Source organism: Macrococcus sp. GL_134 (assembly GCF_057834705.1).
Map to the genome: position 1 here is coordinate 1,474,275 of NZ_CM174409.1, position 18,903 is coordinate 1,493,177.

Here is an 18,903-nt window from a genome sequence, read left to right on the forward strand (position 1 = left end):
TCATGTCAACCTTCCCCGTCACTTTGCCAGCCCTCTATCATATATCTTCAAAAACCCGAAGCTCACAACGAGTAACACAATCATCACGCCAAACATCGCCTCCATATTATAGAGATCGACCACAACACCGCCGACGACCGGACCAATAGCACGGCCCAGTGTCGCTGTCGAATTGACGATGCCTTGATACGTCCCGACCCGTCCTTCAGGCGCCAGCATATTCGCGACAGTCGGTACTGCCGGCCAGACGAACATCTCGCCGATGGTCAGAATCACCATACCGATGACAAACATCACAAAATTCTCAGCATAAATAGTCACGATAAACGATACGATGAAAATGGAGATTCCCACCGCAATCTGGGTCTTGATCTTGTCTTCAATCAGACGGACGACAGGCCGGATCAATGGCTGACCCACTAAAATCAGCACACCGTTTATCGCCCACAGCGCACTGTACTGCTGCAGACTGATGCCGATAGTCTGCGTATAACTTGAAATAGTGGTCTGCCACTGGACATAACCGATCCAGCAGAGACAATAAGCCGTACAGATCAACAGCAGTGCATGGAATCTGCTCTTATCCACAATCTCCTTCACTTCCTCAACTTTACGGCCTTTGTGAAGATGGCCTGCCTCCCGGTAACCGAAGAGCGCGATCAGGAAGAAGACAGCGAACAGCACTAAATTGGCGATGAATATGATATTAAAACTGATATCCGCCATAAAACCACCAAGCGCAGCGCCGAGCGCCACCCCTAAATTCTGGGCGAGATAGATGGCATTGAACGTCCGTCTCCCCCCTTCCGGCCATGCCACACCTGCCATCGCATAGATGGAAGGGAAGACAATCCCTGAGCCGAAACCGACCAGAATCAACCACACTGGATACCACGGCCACGAATGGATCACAACCATGCCCACCAGACTGGCCAGCGCAATCATGATGCCGGTCATGACCGATAAATAACCACCGAAGCGGTCAAACATCTGTCCGCCGATCAGATTACCGACGACAGAGGCACCCGAGTTGAGCATGAGCACAACCCCAGCGACACTCAAGCTCTTACCCAGTTCATTATGTATATAAATCGTGTTCAGCGGCCAGATAAAACTTGCCCCTGTTACATTGACTGCCATCCCGATGACCAGCAGCCAGACTAATTTGGGCATCTTCATAATTTTTCACCTCACTTCTTCAAGCGTAACTTTTTTTTCACTGTAAGACAATGTTTTGTGTTAAAATCCTAAAATAAGAAAGGTGAGACTAAATGGACCAATTTAAATATGCATCAGACAATAAACGTTATCATACATGGAACTACCATCTGCGCCAGAAATTCGGGCAGAAAGTATTCAAAGTAGCACTGGAAGGCGGCTTCGACTGTCCGAACAGAGACGGCACGGTAGCACATGGCGGCTGTACATTCTGTTCAGTGGCAGGATCAGGCGACTTCGCAGGCGACCGGGTCGACCCGATTCCTGTCCAGTTCGAGAAAATCAAGAACCGCACGCACGAAAAATGGGCAGAAGGCAAATACATCGCTTACTTTCAAGCTTACACGAATACGCATGCGCCCCTCCATGTGCTGAAAGAGAAATACGAAGCAGCACTCGCTCAAGAAGGCGTCGTGGGACTCTCTATCGCTACACGGCCTGACTGTCTGCCTGATGATGTCGTAGAATATCTAGCTGAACTGAACGAACGCACTTATCTGTGGGTTGAACTTGGTCTGCAGACTGTTCATCAGGAAACGAGTGATTTAATTAACCGCGCTCACGACATGGCCTGCTACTACGAAGGGGTTGCTAAGCTCCGCAAGCACAATATCAACATTTGCTCCCATATCATCAACGGCCTGCCAGGAGAAGATTACGACATGATGATGGAGACTGCCCGCACAGTTGCAGACATGGATGTCCAGGGGATCAAGATTCACCTGCTGCACTTATTGAAAGGGACACCGATGGTCAAACAGTACGAAAAAGGCAAGCTCGAATTTATGACAAAAGACGATTATGTCTCTCTCGTCGCTGATCAGCTGGAGATTCTGCCGCCGGAAATGATCATTCATAGAATTACTGGAGACGGTCCGATTGAACTGATGATCGGCCCGATGTGGAGCGTCAACAAATGGGAAGTGCTGAATGCTATCGACAAAGAACTGATTGACCGCGAGAGCTGGCAGGGTAAACGATACAAAAAGGAAGTCACCAATGAAGCTTAAAGGGATTCTCCCCTTCTCAAAATTATTGATAGACGAATTCGTCAGTCCGTCAGACATAGTAGTCGATGCGACATGCGGTAACGGTAATGACACATTGTATCTCGCGCGTCACGTTCCAGACGGCCAGGTATATGCGTTCGATATTCAGGAGGAGGCGATCAGTCATGCCAGAGAGAAAACAGCCGGCTGCAGCAATATCACATTTATTCATGACGGTCACCAGCATGCTGACCGTTATTTACCGGATGAGGCAATCAGCTGTGCCATATTCAATCTCGGCTATCTACCTAAAGGTGACAAATCAATTGTCACCCTCCCCGACACAACGATTTCTGCCGTTCAACAATTATTTGCCCGGCTGAAGCCCGGCGGTATTATCATTCTTGTCATTTATCCAGGGCATACAGAAGGCCAAATCGAAAAAGAAGCGGTGCTTGAGTTTCTAAGTTCATATAACCAGGAAAGTGCTCACATTATCAAATATGAATTCATCAATCAGCGCAATAATCCCCCTTTTGTCTGCGCCATAGAAAAAAGGTAAGCCTCGGCTTACCTTTTTTTTAGTCACAAATAGACATGACCGCTTCAAAATGCTGACGTAAATTTGCCATGTTCCCTTTAATAGCTGTACACCCTGCCTCAACAATCCTGTCTTTCTCAACTGCTTTGTCTTCATTATAATGAATGATTACTGTCCGTTCATCGTCAGCCGGTCTCTCTTTACTGATCCAGCCTTTACTTACGAGGTTGTTAAAGAAGCGAGTGCGTTTGTATGGTTTGATATCAATATACTTGTCCAGGCTCTTCATAGCCATCGGACCATTATCCCACAGTGCGACCATGACAAGATATTCATTTTTTGACAAACCAAATTCGTCGGATATTTTCTTGAACACGCCGTCAATTTCCTGCTGTAATTCATTGAGTAAAACCAAGTCTTTGACTTCATGAACGTCATTCGACATAATATCGCCACCTCTGTAAGTTTATAGAAAAGGTATACCCCACTATTCAGAGATTAACCCTATATAATAGATTCTATTATTCATAAACGAAACTATATAGCGTAAGATGTTTTCTCTTTCTGGTTCTTGATGAAGCTCATGATATAGGCCTTTCCAGCATTTAACGTACATCTCATCTGACTGATATTCACGCTTAAATAATTGTGTCTGTTCTATGTCAGCGAGATGATCGTCACCTGCATACATCAATAACAAAGGAACATTGGTGACAGCAGGAATATTCTCCATCGTCTCTTTCATCGCTTCCATAATGGAACGGTACCAGTTGAAACTGACTTTGCTGATCATCAATGAGTCGGACTCAGCATCTTTAATGACGCTTTCTGAGCGGGTCATTTGATGCATATCGATGTTCATATCGAACTTAGCATCTTTAGATGTCCCTCCAAAGCTTGAGGCAAAAATATTTTTGCGCGTTGACAATGTATTCTGGAAGCCGAAGAGCGGCGACAATAAGATCAACCCTTCAAGATTCAGTGAGACCCGTTCCAGTAGATTGACAGCAATCAATCCACCGAGTCCAACTCCTACAAGAAATACCGGCAGACGATATTCTTCTGACACTGCGATCCATTCAATGACTGTCTCCCGGTAATCAGCGAATGATTCGATGTGCCCTTTGTTGACGCGGGACGTCTGCCCCTGACCTGGCAGGTCACCCATCACGACATGGTAGCCGCTTCTTCTCAGCTGCGTAATCAGCCAGGCATAGCGTCCATGATGTTCCAATATATTATGAACGATGACGACGACACCTTTAGCTGTTTTTTCTGTTTCCCACTTCCACATAAATTCTGCTCCTTTTGGCGATCAATGATATTATTAATTATAACAAAAAAGGAGGCACAAGATGGAACTCAAATATAATGGAATGGCTCCAAAGATTTCACCGTCAGCCTTTGTGGCACCGAATACGGTCATCACAGGAGATGTAACTATCAGCGAACAGTCATCTATATGGTACGGAACAGTCATCCGAGGTGACGTCAGCCCTGTCATCATCGGCAGCGAGAGCAATATTCAAGACTTATGCTGCCTGCACCAGTCACCTGATCGGCCGCTGATCATTGAAGACCGGGTGACGATCGGTCATCGCGTCACGCTCCATTCATGTACTGTTCGGAGCAACGCATTGGTCGGGATGGATTCCACCATACTTGACGGCGCGGAAATCGGTGAATATGCTTTTATCGGTGCAGGCTCGCTAGTACCACCCGGCAAGAAAATTCCTCCTAGAACACTTGCTTTCGGTAGACCGGCGAAAGTCATCCGTGAACTAAATGACCATGATTACAGTGAGCTCGAGCGCATTTACCGCTCTTATGTCGACAAAGGACAACGCTACAAAGAAGCACACACAATAAAAAAATTCGGTACCGCTTAGGCGATACCGAATTTTTTGTGCATAAATGCTGTACTTGTAATCACAAAGCTAATGACGAACTCATAAAACATAGAGAAGAAGTTGGCAAAGAAAAAGGCGATATTCTTGGCGATAATCGTGCCGATACCTTGACCACCGAACAAGAAGCTGACGTCTATGACATTGTCGATAATATTCAATAAAATAATGACGATAGCCATCGTCCATGCTTTCTTAGTGAACATCGCAACGATGACAGCGATCAATGTAATCATCATTGGCTCAAATACAAATAGCTGAAGGAATGGATCCAGTTCACGACCGAACATGTAATATGCCATATCTTTAAACATTTTGACACCTCTTAATTAATCAATATATGATTATTTTAACATCATCTGCTGGCTGACAATGTAAAGATTCGCTAAAGATTTAGAGCTCTCGTTTACAATTACTTAACAATTAATTGTCGCGTCCATCAGCGAGCAGCGCATCTACTAATTGGTGTGCCGCCTCGTATATCTCTTGGTAATTGAGCCCTTCAAGTGTGACGACGCTATGCGTCAGCTGCTGCCGTGATAGTTCATCAAGCATCCTCTCGTATGATGAATCCTCTTCTGTCGGCGGCAGTACGATAATCAAAGCCCACGTCTGCAGGGAAATATAGAAATCAAATACTGGAACGAGCTGATTGAAGTCCTCTTCATCTAAATGGGATTGTGCAAAGAGCTTAGTCATCATCACATCTGTATCAGCAAAAAATACCTTCCTAGTTCCCGGCGAATGGATATGGTAACGGTTATGTTCATATTGACCGATACCAATTTCATGGAAATCTTTGATGTCCAGCTCTTGTTCTTCAACTAGTCGTTCCTTTAAGAAATCTGGAAGATACTCAAGCGAATAAGATGTAGAATACCGCCTTGCAAGATCTCTCGTCAATGCGGTCTTACCGGTACCCGCTCCACCGATGATCAACACATTTTTGACAAAGAAGCGCCTGAACGGCCGAGTGACAAAATCCCAGTTATAGAGCGGGTTTTCTCTGATCGATGTGCCACTGATACCCGTCACACGCCGGTCGACCCGTGTAATCACAATCTCTGACTGAGCCCAGTGCGCCTTGAAATAACTATCCAGTGGTTCCATATATTCTGTTTCTCCCACATAAAATGTCATGCGGTTCACGTCACTGATATCAAACGTTTCTTCCACCCGCTCACGCAGTAGATTAAGCCACGGAGCCCAGCCCGCTGGATATTTCGGAATGTTTGTTTCATCAAGCATCCGCACAGACACTGTCGGATCATCTTTTAACAGTTCACGCATCGCCTTGACCCGGTTGTTCAAACTCATACCTGCCAGATCTCCGCGGTCTCCGTCATAACCGGAGACAATTACCACCGCTCTGTCGTTCTCTCGCTTTGCGCGGACAATCTGTTCAAAGTGACCGACATGACACGGGGCAAATGTACCGAAGTAAATTCCTAAGCTATTCATATGGCTGCTCCTTAAGTTCTTTACTTAATTAATAACAGTCTTACGAAAGTAAATCAATTATTTACAGATGATTCATGGTAGTATCATAAATATCCGTTACAATGACAGTAATTAATGTAAGGGGAGGCAGTCATGAAGTTAATGAAGAAAGTGATTATTTCGTTCACTCTATTATTGGCTTTACCTCATCTCATAGACATCAGTGCAGAACCGATCAATCAGGAAACTATCGTATTAAAAAGTGCCCAATCAGAAGATTAGGCACTTTTTGTATCAAATAATCGTCTTGCAACCGTAAAAAGAAGCGCTATGATCACCAGACAGATGATGAGATTGGGTATCATCGTTCCGGCATTGACAATCAATGAATAAAGCCATGCCGACTGTCCTTCAGGAGCGTAACTGCCGAAAAAGATGATGCCTGATATGAAGTGCCAGAAGTATCTGGCGACTATGGCCAGTGCACTGAACGCAAGAATGACTGGCAGCTTCTGATGACGTGCAATGCCTGTAATACCTAGCATCATAAAAGCAAGAGGATAATCCAGTATAAACTGAGCAGGATGAACAATAGCTGATGCATCTCCTAAAATCAACTGCAGCACTGCCCATACAAGTCCCCCAACTGCTCCCGGAACCAGCCCCCTTCTGACTGCAAGAATCAGTACGGGCACCATAGAGAAACTAAAACTGTACGGACCTACTTTAAAGCCTGAGTCAATTAAATCAATCGTCATACTTAGAGCAACCATGATAGCAATCTCCATCATAACGATCAGACGTGTTCTTTGTTCCATAAATAAACCTCCAAATTTACTTATGAACCAATAACCATATTCCTTCGCGAGCATTATCTCACAGGTTCAAGGGTTGTATCACACTCTCAGCCATCTACGTCACTGTGTTGGATTCACAGCCGGATAGCACCCCTTATGGTTCATAGCACTTTTAATTTTACATGAGTGAACGTATTTTTCAATGCCTTCATCTAAAATTTATAGTAAATGTTTATAAATAGTAAAATATCTACAATAATATGATAAGAAAACGCTTAACTTTTAGAAAATTTGTAGTACTATAATCTATATGTACATATTAAGGAGGCTTTACTGATGGGTTTGACAAGAGATTTTTTCATTTCATTAAGTGAAAACCAGGCTTTGAATGAGGCAGCAAAACGCTATGGGCTGGCACTTGGTGCAAATAAAGTAGTTGCAGGAGTTGATATTCCTTCAACCATTCAGGCAATCCGAGTGCTGAATGCGAAGGGGATTACAGCAACTGTAGATAATCTTGGGGAATTCGTCTTCTCAAGAGAAGAAGCGACAAAGGCTAAAGATGAAATCATTGCAATGATAGAAGCGATATACGAATCAGGTGTCAAAGCGCATATGTCAATCAAATTGACACAGATTGGTTTAGATGTAGATGAAGAATTCTGCTATAACAATGTACGTGAAATTCTACTCAAAGCCCACCAATGCGGCAATATGCATATCAATATGGATACAGAAGATTACAAACATACGATGCAGACGTTCGCGATTCTCGACCGCTTGAAAGGTGAATTCAAGAATGTCGGGACTGTTATTCAAGCTTATCTATATCGTGCCACTGAAGACATCGACAAATATACTGATGTCCGTCTCCGCTTAGTGAAAGGGGCATATAAAGAAGCTGCTGATGTGGCATATCAGGAAAAAGAAGATATCGATGAAAACTACATTAAATTGATTGAGCAGCGATTATTGAACGCAAAAGCGATGACATCAATCGCAACGCATGATCATCGCATTATCGATCACGCAAAGAAATTTATCGCTCAACATCAGCTGAACAGAGATTTGATTGAGTTCCAGATGTTATACGGATTCCGTACTGAACTGCAGGAGCAAATTGCTAAAGAAGGCTATCAGTTCTGTGTCTATGTGCCTTTTGGACAGGACTGGTATGGCTACTTCATGCGCCGCCTGGCAGAACGACCGCAGAACCTGCAGCTTGTGACGAAATCCATCTTCACACCTGCTGTCAACAAAAGAATCGCAGTCGGTGCAGGCATTGCCGCAGCAGTCGGATTACTGGCTGTCGCACTGAAAGACAAATAAAACAATCATATGAAGTAAACCCCAAGGCTGGAGTCCTAAAGCCTTGGGGTGTTTTTCTATTATTTGATTAAACTCATCTGACGATCGACTATCATTCTGCCGTCCTTAATGACTTTCTCTGCATGATTCACGCCGTAATGGTAAGGGATGTACTGATGGTTCGGCGCATGCCAGATGACGATGTTCGCTCTGTCACCTGCATTGATGGTGCCGGCGTCCAGTCCGATGGCTTTAGCTGCGTTGACTGTCACTGCATTCCATATTTCATTCGGTGACAGCTTCAATTTGAGCGCTGCAATCGCCATGACCATCTGCAGGTTGTTCGTCACGCAGCTGCCCGGGTTGAAATCTGTCGCAATAGCGATGGCACCGTTCTGCTCGATCATGCCGCGCGCATCGGCATAACTGTCCTTGTTCAAGTAGAACGTTGTTCCCGGCAGCAGTACCGCGACTGTATCGCTGTCATGCAGCTGCTGCTTGCCTTCTTCACTTGCCGCGACTAAATGATCGGCTGAGATGGCGTTCTGCTCAATGGCAAGCTCAAGTCCGCCGAGCGGATCAATCTCATCTGCGTGGATTTTCACCCGCATGCCGAGGGCGTTTGCTGCCTGCATGTATCGCCGGGATTCTTCAATGGTGAAGACTCCTGTCTCACAGAAAACATCCGCGAAATCCGCATAGTCCTTCACTTCCGGAAGAAAATCAATCATCTCCTGCATGAATTCCTCTCCGTTTCTTCCCGCCGGCACGGCATGCGGCCCGAGGAACGTATGCCTCATATCGAGCTGATATTTTTCGGCAAGTCTGTGCGACACGCGCAGCTGCTTCAGCTCTGTCGCACGGTCCAGACCATAGCCGCTCTTACTTTCCACACCGAGCACGCCGTGATGGATCATCGTCAGCAAGTTATACTCCGCTTTCTTGAACAGTTCTTCTTCTGACGCCTCGCGTGTCGCTTTGACAGTCGAGAGAATGCCTCCACCCTGCTTCAATATTTCAAGGTATGACACGCCTTGACGTTTCAATGCCATTTCGTGCTCTCGGGATCCTCCATGCACTAAATGCGTATGTGCATCAATCAATGCAGGAGAGACTACTTTGCCTCTCGCATCAATCGTCTCATGTGCTTCGTATTCTTCTGTATGCACCCCAGAATAAATAATTTTTCCGTCTTTCACAACAATCGTGCCATTTTCAATAATTGTCAGCTCATCGAGTTCATGGCCTTTCAACGGGCAGTCCGTCGATTTCGGCAGAATCAGCTCACTGATGTTCTGGATGATTAAATCATTCATGAGTATCACCTTTCTTTGTTATCATCGGAATATGAATGCCGCGTTCCACAGCGACGTCAATTGCAATATCGTAACCTGCATCTGCATGACGCACAACTCCCATGCCCGGGTCAGTTGTCAGCACGCGCTCCAATCTTCGCTCTGCATTTTCCGTTCCGTCTGCTACAACAACCATGCCGGCGTGCAGTGAATAACCCATACCGACACCACCACCGTGATGAAATGAAATCCATGAGCCGCCTGCTGCTGTGTTGATGAGCGCATTCAGCACGGCCCAGTCACCGACAGCATCACTGCCGTCCTGCATCGCTTCTGTCTCACGGTTAGGACTCGCTACAGACCCTGAGTCCAGATGGTCACGTCCGATGACAATCGGTGCAGAGATTTCGCCGTCACGCACTAAACGGTTCAGGGCAAGACCCATCTTCACCCGTTCGCCGTATCCAAGCCATGCAATGCGGGCAGGCAGCCCTTGGAAGGCGATTTTCTCGTGTGCAAGGTCCAGCCAGCGGAGCAGCTTGTCGTTATCCGGGAAGAGCGTTCTCATCTCTTCGTCTGCCCGTGCAATGTCTTTCGGGTCACCACTTAATGCGACGAAACGGAACGGCCCTTTTCCTTCACAGAATAACGGGCGGATATATGCCGGTACAAATCCCGGGAAGTTGAATGCCTCACTCACGCCTTCGTCAAAAGCCACTTGCCGGATGTTGTTGCCGTAGTCAAAGGCAACTGCCCCGTTCTTCTGGAACTCAAGCATATATTCAACGTGTTTCGCCATGGATGCTTTAGCTAACTTCACATAGTTTGCGGGATCTGCAGCGCGCAGCGCCTCTGCTTCTTCAAGCGAATAGCCTTGTGGAATGTAACCGTTCAGCGGGTCGTGGGCACTTGTCTGGTCTGTAATGATATCTATTTTGAAGCCTTTATCAAGAATTGCACGGTGAATATCGACTGCGTTACCGACAAGACCGATAGATAACGGCGTGCCTGCCTGACGGGCTTCTTCCGCCATGTGCAGTGCCTCATCCAAGTCATGCGTTTTGACGTCGGTATAACGTGTTTCAATCCGCTTGTCGATACGCGATTCATCGACGTCCACACCGATAACCACACCGCCGTTCATCGTGACCGCGAGCGGTTGTGCCCCTCCCATGCCGCCGAGTCCCGCTGTAAGCGTCACAGTACTGTTCAGCTTGCCGCCGAAGTGCTGATTCGCCAGTTCTCCGAATGTCTCATACGTTCCTTGAACAATCCCCTGCGAACCGATGTAGATCCAGCTGCCTGCAGTCATCTGGCCGTACATCATCAATCCTTTTTTGTCGAGTTCATGGAAGTGGTCCCAGTTTGCCCAGTTCGGTACGAGCACTGAGTTAGACAGCAGCACGCGCGGTGCTTCTTCATGCGTTTTGAAGACAGCCACTGGTTTCCCGGACTGAATTAATAACGTTTCATCTTTTTCGAGGTTTCTCAGCGTCTCAGCAATCGCATCGAAGCTCTCCCAGTTTCTCGCAGCACGACCGATACCGCCGTATACGACAAGTGACTCCGGATGTTCTGCCACTTCGGGATCCAAGTTATTATAGAGCATACGCAGCACCGCTTCCTGCTCCCAACCTTTACATTCGATCGCTAATCCTTTTTTCGCTCTGATCTCCTTCATCGACTGATACTCCTTTAGTTGTTTAGTCATGATTCCATTCTTAAATTCATTATAATATGCTAATCTATAGATAACTAATATCAATAATCTATTTGTTGATAGCTATAAACTATAAATGGGGTGAACAGACTGAAGATTTTACAACTGGAATACTTTATCGCTGTCGTCAAATATAGCAGCTTTACAAAAGCGGCGGATGAGCTGCATATCAGTCAGCCGTCATTGACTGCGTCAATCAAGAAGTTAGAAGAGACACTCGGCTACCAGCTGCTGACCAGGACGACGAAGGAGGTCAAGATTACTGACAAAGGGATTATGTTCTATCAATATGCAGTAGATCTTGTACAGCACTATCATCAGACGGTTGAGAAGATGTATGACTTGAACGTCAGCGAGACACCAAAAATTAACATCGCGCTGCTTGAATCTACGAGCCAGTGGATGTCTATGGTCATCCAGCAGCATCGTAGTCAATACGTTGAGCAGCATTACCAGGTGAATGAAGTACTCGGTCTCGATATTGCTGTCACTAAGCTGCTCGATTATGACGTCGATATCGCTGTCACTAATGAAGGCATCAAGCATGAAGACATCACTTCTATTCCACTTTATGAGGAAGAGTATTTTTTATTGACACCGAGGGGACAGTTCAAACGCACGACATCCATTTCCATCGAAGAGCTGCCGCTGATTGTTCCTAATCAGCAGTACCAGGTGAGAAAGCATCTGGACGACTACTTCGCTCGTCTCGGGGTAAGACCGCTGATTGTCATGGAAGTTGACCGCTTCGAAGCCGCGACGAACTTCGTCCACTGCGGCATGGGCTATGCAGTGATACCGAGGTTCTATTATCAGTCGTTCAGAACCGCTCATCTTGATGCCATTAGAATCCGCCCAAAAATGAGCCGCACCATTCACCTCAATTATTTAAAAAAGAGAAAGCACTCTGACCGAGTCCTTTCTCTCATTGAGCTGTGCCAGAATCACTGGACCTTTTAAGTTAATTTCTTATCTATCATCTCATTCATCAAATAGGCGATGAGTTTCGCCGTTCTGTTGTCGATGTCATAACGCGGATTCATTTCCGCGATACTGACTGATGACACTTTGTCGTTTGCAATAATAGTACCAGCGAGCCGGCGTACAACGTGCGGCATCAGTCCGATGACAGCAGGGGCACTGACGCCGGGCGCAAAGGCACTGTCAATGACGTCGATGCAGATCGTGAACAATATGACGTCATACTGTTCCATAAACTGGTGGATGGCTGCTTCTACATCACCTGGCACCCCGTTGTCGAATGCTTCTGCAAGTACATAGCTGATTTGACGTGCAGCAGCATCGTCAAAGAGCGCCTGCGTGTTGCCGCTCGGCTGAATACCGAGAACCATATAACCTGCACTGTCATCCTCACGAAGAATCTGACTGAAACTCGTCCCCGATGTCGACTGACTTTCTGCTCGCGTATCAAAGTGGGCATCAATATTGATGACACCGACCGTTTGCCCGGGATATGCCTGTCTGATGGCTAAGTACTGTGCATAAGCGATGTCATGACCGCCGCCGAGCAGAAAAGTCAGCTGATGACTTTGCAGCAGTTCTGCTGCTTTAGCTGCCAGTTCCTGCTGCGTCTCTAGCAGCGTGTCATGGTCATGGCTGATATTGCCGTAATCACTGACTGTCGATCCTTTCATGATCGGCAGTCCGGCAAATGCTGTTTTAATCACATCCGGACCTTCTGCAGCTCCTAGTCTCCCTTTGTTCAGTCGGACCCCTTCGTCGACTGCGTAGCCTAATAGCGCGACCTGTGTCTGCTTATGATTTCCGCTCAAATCAACGGTTTGAAAATATCTGAAGTGGCGCGCATCATTGTCACTGTCCAGTCGCCCTGTCCATAATGACTTGATAGATGGTCTATGCATCCTATAGCCTCCTTTGTTGTATCAGTCGATTATCTTCTTCTATAAAAATGCTTGACGACACGCTTCGCTTCCAGCAGCAGCTCATATACTCCGTTATTGCCATAGTTGACGCCGCCGGTCAGCTGTCCGAGCACTATGAAGTCATCCGCCACACCAAATGGACTGATGACTCTGTTATCATGCGGCATGACATTGATACCGCCGTATGGATTCTCACTGATGAGCTGCTCATCCAGCAAATGACGCAGCAGCTCGCCAGGATCCGTGTCTGTGATATACTTCGCTGGTCCGGTCGCATTGATGACATAATGGACACGGTCTTCAGTGCCGTCTTCATACTGCAGTCTATACTTACGATATTTATACTCAACAGCTTTCAGGCCACCTTTAATGACTGCCCGATGACGACTTATCAGTTCAAGCAGTTCCTCTGCTGACGGTTCCGGCATCGGATTCATGTTTTCCTTGATTTTTGCTTCGTAGTTCGCCATAAACGTTTCTTTATCTGTTTTTGACAGATAAGGCCATAGTTCGTAGCCGTGATGCTGCATCTGGTACAGAATGCTGTGAATATCACCGATGTCATCGTGGTTTCTAATATCGTGCTGCAGCGCTTTGACTGGATCCCTCCGGTCGAAGTTGAGCCATCGCTTGTAGTCGACTCCTTGCGCCTCACACTCTTTCTTAAACACATCAATAAGCGCTGCAAGCGGCAGCAGGCCATGATATCGCTTCTTTATAGCATCGAATGTCTGTGACGTAAAATGCTCAAACTGATAAGTCATCGCTTTCCCTCTTACCGCCTGCACTTGACCGTTTCTAGACGCTGCGATCACTTGATTCAGTCCTTGGTCCGTCAAATAGCGGATACAGTCAAGTCCTGATAGTCCGCTGCCGATCACTGCATATGTTTTGTCATTATCGACATCAAGTCCCTCCAGTGGATACGGCCACTCGATAAATCCCGGTGTCCCTGTCAGCTGATAATGATCAACAGCTGGCAGCTGCCCCGGCACTAAAAAGACAACGTCTACTTCATAACTATGGTCACCAGCCGTCAGTTCATAGCCCCCAAGTCGTGGAGTCATAGCTGTGACCCGGTGGTTGACCGTCGTGACCCGCTTCTTCTTCGTCAGTTTGTTCATCGCCTGCTCTAAATAGTCACCGAACAACTGACGCGAAAAGTAAATATTGCCTTCTGCATCCCTGTTATCTCCTTCGTCTTCTTGGATCTCTTCCATAGACTGATTGCTTTTGACCCAGCGATAGAAGTCATCCGGCTTATTCTTCTTAAGTGAAATCAGATTGGACGGATAGTTCAGCAGCAGTTCTGAATCATCACGCTGGAACGCCATGCCGCGTCCGAGATGATTCGTATCATCGAACACCATGATCTCATGCTGTTTACTGTTTTTGTGTTTGAGCAGTTCATTCAACAAGTGGTAGCCTGCTATACCACCACCAATAATTGCTACTTTCATCATATTCTCCTTATGTTTTGTTGTGTTAGTCCTCAATTAGAGATTACCCTATTATTATGATAGAATATATAGCTATAAGTCACAAATCAACGACGGAGGTATCTATGTTAGAAATCAAAAATGTATCCAAAGTATATCGTGGTGGAAAAAAAGCGGTTTCCAATTTGGATATTACAGTCAATAAAGGTGAATTCATCGCATTCATCGGAACAAGTGGTTCAGGAAAGACGACAGCGATGCGAATGATCAACCGGATGATTGAACCGACAACCGGTGAAATACTACTGAACGGCAAAAATATCGAGCAAATGAATCCAGTGACATTGCGCAGAAGCATCGGGTATGTGATTCAACAGATTGGATTGCTTCCTCATATGACAATCAGAGATAACATCACTCTTGTTCCTAAGCTCCTTAAATGGTCAGAAGAAGATAAAAACAAAAAGGCTGAGGAATTAATCCAACTTGTTGACTTGCCGGTGTCTTATCTAGATATGTATCCTGCACAGTTATCAGGCGGCCAGCAGCAGCGTATCGGTGTCGTCCGGGCTCTTGCAGCTGACCAGGAAATCATTTTGATGGATGAACCATTCGGCGCACTTGACCCGATTACCCGCGATACTTTGCAGGACTTAGTCAAAGAACTGCAGGTCAAATTCAATAAGACATTCATCATGGTCACTCATGATATGGACGAAGCGATTAAACTTGCAGACCGCATCGTCATCATGAGTCACGGAGAAGTCGTTCAGCTGGATACACCGAACAATATTCTGAGTCATCCGGCGAATGATTTTGTCCGTGATTTCATCGGGGAGAACCGCTTGATTCGAAGATCGCCCGAATGTCCGGACCGTTGATGAGGCGATGATCCGACCGATCACCATCACAGCAGAGAAATCCATCAGCGAAGCGATCGAACTGATGCGCGACCGCCGTGTTGATACACTGTTCATCGTGGACAACCAGAATGTCATGCTCGGACACGTCGATATTGAAGATTTATTGGTCTCACACAAAAAATATCAGAGCTTGTCACAGATCATGCGCACGAATACATACTCTGTACGAAGCGGCGTCATGCTGCAGGACACTGTGCGGACCATTTTGAAGCGGAATATCCGCATTATTCCAGTCGTTGATAACAATAACCGCATCGTCGGCGTCATCACACGTGCTAACTTAGTGGACATCGTCTATGACACGATCTGGGGCACTGAGGAGGCGTAACGATGATTGAATTTTTACAGCAGAATCAAACGGAACTCCTGGCAAAGACGATAGAACATCTGTCCATCTCAATCATGTCACTGCTCGCAGCGATACTGATTGCTGTACCACTAGGTATTATGCTGACGCGGACAGATAAAACAGCCAAAGTCGTTCTGTCACTCACCAGTGTACTGCAGACGATACCGTCACTTGCGATTCTCGCGATGATGATTCCATTTTTCGGAATCGGTACACTACCAGCAGTCATCGCTTTATTTCTCTATGTACTACTGCCTATTCTTAACAACACTTATCTCGGCGTAAAATCAGTCGACCCGACTGCCGTTCAAGCTGGACGCGCCATGGGAATGACAACACGTCAGCTGTTACGACACGTTGAGTTTCCACTGGCGATACCTGTCATTATGAGCGGTATCAGATTATCTGCCGTTTATGCTATCAGCTGGGCAACGCTCGCATCATATATCGGTGCCGGTGGACTTGGTGACTTTATATTCAACGGTCTGAACTTGTATCAACCAAAACTCATCATTGCCGGTGCGGTCATCGTCACGATATTAGCACTGGTCATCGATGGCATACTGGCACTCATCGAACGCTGGGTAACGCCGAACGGTCTTACTATCAATAAAGGAGAGCGATAAGATGAAGAAAGCGATAATCACTTTGCTCGCTTGTCTCATTCTGTTGTCCGGTTGTAACAACCCGCAGCAGGAATCCATCAAAATTGCATCGGTCTATACGACTGAAAGTCAAATACTTGCCCATATGATCCGCCTGCTGATTGAGCACGAAACCAGTTATCCTGTAGAGATCATCAACAATCTCGGCTCAGGAACAGTCGTCCATCAGGCGATGATCAATGGTGATGCCAATATTTCAAGCACAAGATATACAGGAACCGATTTAACGGGACCTCTCGGAATGAATCCTATCACTGATCCATACAAAGCCCGTCAAGTGGTGACGAAAGAATTCAAGAAACGATATGACCAGAAATATTTCGATTCTTATGGCTTTGAGAATACGTATGCCTTCATGGTCACGAAAGAAACCGCTGAAAAATATAACTTAAAAAAGGTCAGCGACTTGAAAGAACATGCAGACGAACTACGCGCAGGTGTCGACTCTTCATGGATGAAACGTAAAGGTGACGGCTACAAGGCATTCACTGAGACATATGGATTTTCTTTTGCTGACACAAAACCAATGCAGATCGGCCTCGTGTATCAGGCAGTCAATGCCGGCAAAATGGATGTCGTCCTCGGCTATACAACAGACGGCCGAATTCAAAGTTACAATCTCGTTGTTCTGAAAGATGACCTGCACTTCTTTCCGCCGTATGATGCAAATCCGGTAGCCACTAACAAGCTGCTTAAAAAGAATCCAGAAATCAAGGGGATTCTTGAACGCATGAAAAATACGATTACGACTGAACAGATGCAGAAGCTGAACTATGCAGTCGATAACGATCTGAAAGAACCTGCTGTTGTCGCAGAGCAATACTTAGAAGAACATGATTACTTTGAAGGGGGGCAGAAGTGATGGAAAAACTCAATACATTTGAACAGTTTTTCGCCTATTTCCGTGATAACTACCACTACGTCTTCCAGTTATTTCTGGACCACTTTCTGATCAGTATATACGGAGTCATCCTCGGCGCCATCGTCGGTATTCCTATCGGCATCTGGATTGCCCGTCACTCTAAATTAGTAGCACCAGTCATTGCCATTGCAAATATTATCCAGACCGTGCCCGCCATCGCACTGCTTGCAATACTTATGCTGGCACTCGGTCTCGGTAAGACGACTGTCATCGTCGCAGTGTTCCTCTACTCACTGCTGCCGATTATCAAGAATACTTATACTGGTATCCGCTCAGTAGAATCACATATTATTGACGCCGGCCGCGGCATGGGGATGACTAAGCGTCAGCAGCTGACGATGATCGAACTGCCATTAAGTCTATCAGTGATCATCGCCGGCATTCGTATCGCGCTCGTCATCGCCATCGGAGTCACAGCAATCGGCTCATTTATCGGAGCACCGAGCTTAGGAGATATCATTATTCGTGGTACCAATGCAACAGGTGGTCAAGCAATCATATTAGCTGGTGCCATTCCGACTGCCATCATGGCGATACTCGCAGATATCATTCTCGGTATGTTAGAAAGATGGCTGGATCCAGTGAAACGAAAAAGAAAAACGGCTGCGAGCCACTAGGAGAAATGATGAAAACACAATTACTGAGTATACTGCTTGCCTCCTCCTTAGTCATGACCGCCTGCAGCAACGACAAAGAACCGATAGATCAATCAGAAACCACCATCAAAGTCACAGACACGAAGTCACTCATCAAAGCAGCTAAATCCGTATCAAAAGATGTCACTTCCTATTCATCAAAGTATAAAAATGAAATAGACAATGACAAAGAAACATCTATCGTTGATTTCAGGATGATGACGGATGAACAGAACAACCAGAAGATAAGCATTAAAAACAATGCCGAAGATGCCACTTTTTATGTCTATGACAAGAAGACGATCATCAAGCAGGATGACCAATGGTTTGATGCCTCTACTTACGTCGGCACACAGATGATTTCACAGACTGAGCCGCTGCTGTACAGCTCACAATTCAAGCTCATTGACCAGCTGGATACAGCGACTTACAAAGAAGATGACGGCTACACATTGACTGAAACATTTGATGACTACGAGAAGTATAAAGCATTGTTCGGCAATACGAAGGAAAATAAGCAAGTCATTACCGAGCTTGAGAAAGAATACCCTGACATCAGCGGGAAAATTACTGTGACATTCAATGAAGCTAAGCAGATTGATCACATTTCCAACCAGCTCACACTAAAAAACGATCAGTCAACTGTCGTCAATAACGCTGTCACAACATTTGACAAAATCAATGAGATTAAGAAACTGGATATTCCAGAAGCAGTTAAAGCAGCTGAAAGTATCGAAGAATAATAGTGATTGAATAATAACGGCCTTCAAACTGTGGTTTGAAGGCCGTTTTTTGGTTGATCTTGAGTTTTTATTAATTTCTTGGCCCTCTAATCCCATTTGAAGGCCATG

Annotated in this window: 20 protein-coding genes and 1 pseudogene; 11 read left to right on the plus strand and 10 right to left on the minus strand. The window is 45.9% G+C overall.

Annotation, left to right across the window (positions count from 1 at the left end):
• Nucleotides 1-18: 18 nt before the first annotated feature.
• Nucleotides 19-1,179 carry an MDR family MFS transporter gene (locus AC3IPL_RS07575; RefSeq protein ID WP_489240335.1) on the minus strand — a complete coding sequence of 387 codons (1,161 nt, stop codon included), beginning with the start codon at nucleotides 1,177-1,179 and terminating at the stop codon, nucleotides 19-21.
• A 92-nt stretch (nucleotides 1,180-1,271) separates the two neighbouring features.
• Here AC3IPL_RS07575 and mnmL point away from each other — a divergent pair, with 92 nt between their 5' ends.
• Both mnmL and mnmM read left to right on the plus strand, forming a co-directional pair.
• Nucleotides 1,272-2,228 carry a tRNA modification radical SAM protein MnmL/YtqA gene (gene mnmL / locus AC3IPL_RS07580; protein ID WP_489240337.1) on the plus strand — a complete coding sequence of 319 codons (957 nt, stop codon included), beginning with the start codon at nucleotides 1,272-1,274 and terminating at the stop codon, nucleotides 2,226-2,228.
• On the plus strand, nucleotides 2,218-2,769 hold the full coding sequence (gene mnmM, locus AC3IPL_RS07585; protein WP_489240339.1) for a tRNA 5-(aminomethyl)-2-thiouridylate-methyltransferase MnmM: 552 nt from the start codon (nucleotides 2,218-2,220) through the stop codon (nucleotides 2,767-2,769). Before mnmL ends, mnmM begins: the two co-directional genes overlap by 11 nt.
• A 19-nt stretch (nucleotides 2,770-2,788) precedes the next feature.
• Here the strand turns inward: mnmM and AC3IPL_RS07590 are convergent, their stop codons facing one another.
• Together AC3IPL_RS07590 and AC3IPL_RS07595 are read right to left on the minus strand one after the other, a co-directional pair.
• Entirely contained in the window at nucleotides 2,789-3,193 is a 405-nt protein-coding gene (locus AC3IPL_RS07590) for a transcriptional regulator, SarA/Rot family (protein WP_489240341.1), read from the minus strand.
• Between the two features lie 42 nt (nucleotides 3,194-3,235).
• Nucleotides 3,236-4,042, minus strand: a complete 807-nt coding sequence (locus AC3IPL_RS07595) for an alpha/beta fold hydrolase (RefSeq protein WP_489240343.1) — start codon at nucleotides 4,040-4,042, stop codon at nucleotides 3,236-3,238.
• Nucleotides 4,043-4,103: 61 nt separating this feature from the next.
• Between AC3IPL_RS07595 and AC3IPL_RS07600 the strand changes: the two genes are divergently transcribed.
• Nucleotides 4,104-4,637 (plus strand): gamma carbonic anhydrase, encoded by a 534-nt coding sequence (locus AC3IPL_RS07600; RefSeq protein ID WP_489240345.1) that lies wholly within the window; start codon nucleotides 4,104-4,106, stop codon nucleotides 4,635-4,637.
• Here AC3IPL_RS07600 and AC3IPL_RS07605 read toward each other — a convergent pair.
• Nucleotides 4,634-4,969 (minus strand): hypothetical protein, encoded by a 336-nt coding sequence (locus AC3IPL_RS07605; RefSeq protein WP_489240347.1) that lies wholly within the window; start codon nucleotides 4,967-4,969, stop codon nucleotides 4,634-4,636. The genes AC3IPL_RS07600 and AC3IPL_RS07605 overlap by 4 nt on opposite strands.
• Nucleotides 4,970-5,078: 109 nt before the next feature.
• Nucleotides 5,079-6,116, minus strand: a complete 1,038-nt coding sequence (locus AC3IPL_RS07610) for an AAA family ATPase (RefSeq protein ID WP_489240349.1) — start codon at nucleotides 6,114-6,116, stop codon at nucleotides 5,079-5,081.
• Nucleotides 6,117-6,248: 132 nt separating this feature from the next.
• Between AC3IPL_RS07610 and AC3IPL_RS07615 the strand changes: the two genes are divergently transcribed.
• A complete protein-coding gene (locus AC3IPL_RS07615) occupies nucleotides 6,249-6,377 on the plus strand; it encodes a hypothetical protein (RefSeq protein ID WP_489240351.1) in 129 nt (42 codons plus the stop codon).
• Here the strand turns inward: AC3IPL_RS07615 and thiT are convergent.
• The gene (gene thiT, locus AC3IPL_RS07620) at nucleotides 6,374-6,913 is read right to left on the minus strand and encodes an energy-coupled thiamine transporter ThiT (RefSeq protein WP_489240353.1); all 540 of its coding nucleotides are present in this window, start codon (nucleotides 6,911-6,913) and stop codon (nucleotides 6,374-6,376) included. The two genes, AC3IPL_RS07615 and thiT, sit on opposite strands and share 4 nt — an antisense overlap.
• A gap of 315 nt (nucleotides 6,914-7,228) precedes the next feature.
• Here thiT and AC3IPL_RS07625 point away from each other — a divergent pair, with 315 nt between their 5' ends.
• Entirely contained in the window at nucleotides 7,229-8,221 is a 993-nt protein-coding gene (locus AC3IPL_RS07625; RefSeq protein WP_489240355.1) for a proline dehydrogenase family protein, read from the plus strand.
• 59 nt (nucleotides 8,222-8,280) lie between these two features.
• On the opposite strand, the gene hutI is transcribed toward AC3IPL_RS07625, so the two are convergent.
• Nucleotides 8,281-9,516 carry an imidazolonepropionase gene (gene hutI / locus AC3IPL_RS07630; protein ID WP_489240357.1) on the minus strand — a complete coding sequence of 412 codons (1,236 nt, stop codon included), beginning with the start codon at nucleotides 9,514-9,516 and terminating at the stop codon, nucleotides 8,281-8,283.
• Entirely contained in the window at nucleotides 9,509-11,176 is a 1,668-nt protein-coding gene (gene hutU, locus AC3IPL_RS07635; protein ID WP_489240359.1) for a urocanate hydratase, read from the minus strand. The genes hutI and hutU overlap by 8 nt, the downstream gene beginning before the upstream one ends.
• 129 nt (nucleotides 11,177-11,305) lie before the next feature.
• Here hutU and AC3IPL_RS07640 point away from each other — a divergent pair, with 129 nt between their 5' ends.
• On the plus strand, nucleotides 11,306-12,175 hold the full coding sequence (locus AC3IPL_RS07640; protein ID WP_489242313.1) for a LysR family transcriptional regulator: 870 nt from the start codon (nucleotides 11,306-11,308) through the stop codon (nucleotides 12,173-12,175).
• On the opposite strand, the gene hutG is transcribed toward AC3IPL_RS07640, so the two are convergent.
• Together hutG and AC3IPL_RS07650 are read right to left on the minus strand one after the other, a co-directional pair.
• On the minus strand, nucleotides 12,172-13,098 hold the full coding sequence (gene hutG / locus AC3IPL_RS07645) for a formimidoylglutamase (RefSeq protein WP_489240361.1): 927 nt from the start codon (nucleotides 13,096-13,098) through the stop codon (nucleotides 12,172-12,174). The two genes, AC3IPL_RS07640 and hutG, sit on opposite strands and share 4 nt — an antisense overlap.
• A 29-nt stretch (nucleotides 13,099-13,127) precedes the next feature.
• A complete protein-coding gene (locus AC3IPL_RS07650; protein WP_489240363.1) occupies nucleotides 13,128-14,582 on the minus strand; it encodes an FAD/NAD(P)-binding protein in 1,455 nt (484 codons plus the stop codon).
• A 101-nt stretch (nucleotides 14,583-14,683) separates the two neighbouring features.
• On the opposite strand from AC3IPL_RS07650, the pseudogene AC3IPL_RS07655 reads away from it, so the two are divergent.
• The 5 genes and pseudogenes from AC3IPL_RS07655 to AC3IPL_RS07675 all read left to right on the plus strand — a co-directional run bounded on the left by AC3IPL_RS07655 (nucleotide 14,684) and on the right by AC3IPL_RS07675 (nucleotide 18,795).
• A pseudogene (locus AC3IPL_RS07655) lies at nucleotides 14,684-15,809 on the plus strand (betaine/proline/choline family ABC transporter ATP-binding protein).
• A 2-nt stretch (nucleotides 15,810-15,811) separates the two neighbouring features.
• Nucleotides 15,812-16,456 (plus strand): ABC transporter permease, encoded by a 645-nt coding sequence (locus AC3IPL_RS07660; protein WP_489240365.1) that lies wholly within the window; start codon nucleotides 15,812-15,814, stop codon nucleotides 16,454-16,456.
• Between the two features lies 1 nt (nucleotide 16,457).
• Entirely contained in the window at nucleotides 16,458-17,357 is a 900-nt protein-coding gene (locus AC3IPL_RS07665; protein ID WP_489240367.1) for an osmoprotectant ABC transporter substrate-binding protein, read from the plus strand.
• Nucleotides 17,357-18,034: an ABC transporter permease gene (locus AC3IPL_RS07670; RefSeq protein ID WP_489240368.1), complete on the plus strand. Its 678-nt coding sequence runs from the start codon at nucleotides 17,357-17,359 to the stop codon at nucleotides 18,032-18,034. The genes AC3IPL_RS07665 and AC3IPL_RS07670 overlap by 1 nt, the downstream gene beginning before the upstream one ends.
• A 5-nt stretch (nucleotides 18,035-18,039) precedes the next feature.
• A complete protein-coding gene (locus tag AC3IPL_RS07675) occupies nucleotides 18,040-18,795 on the plus strand; it encodes a hypothetical protein (protein ID WP_489240370.1) in 756 nt (251 codons plus the stop codon).
• Nucleotides 18,796-18,903: the final 108 nt, after the last annotated feature.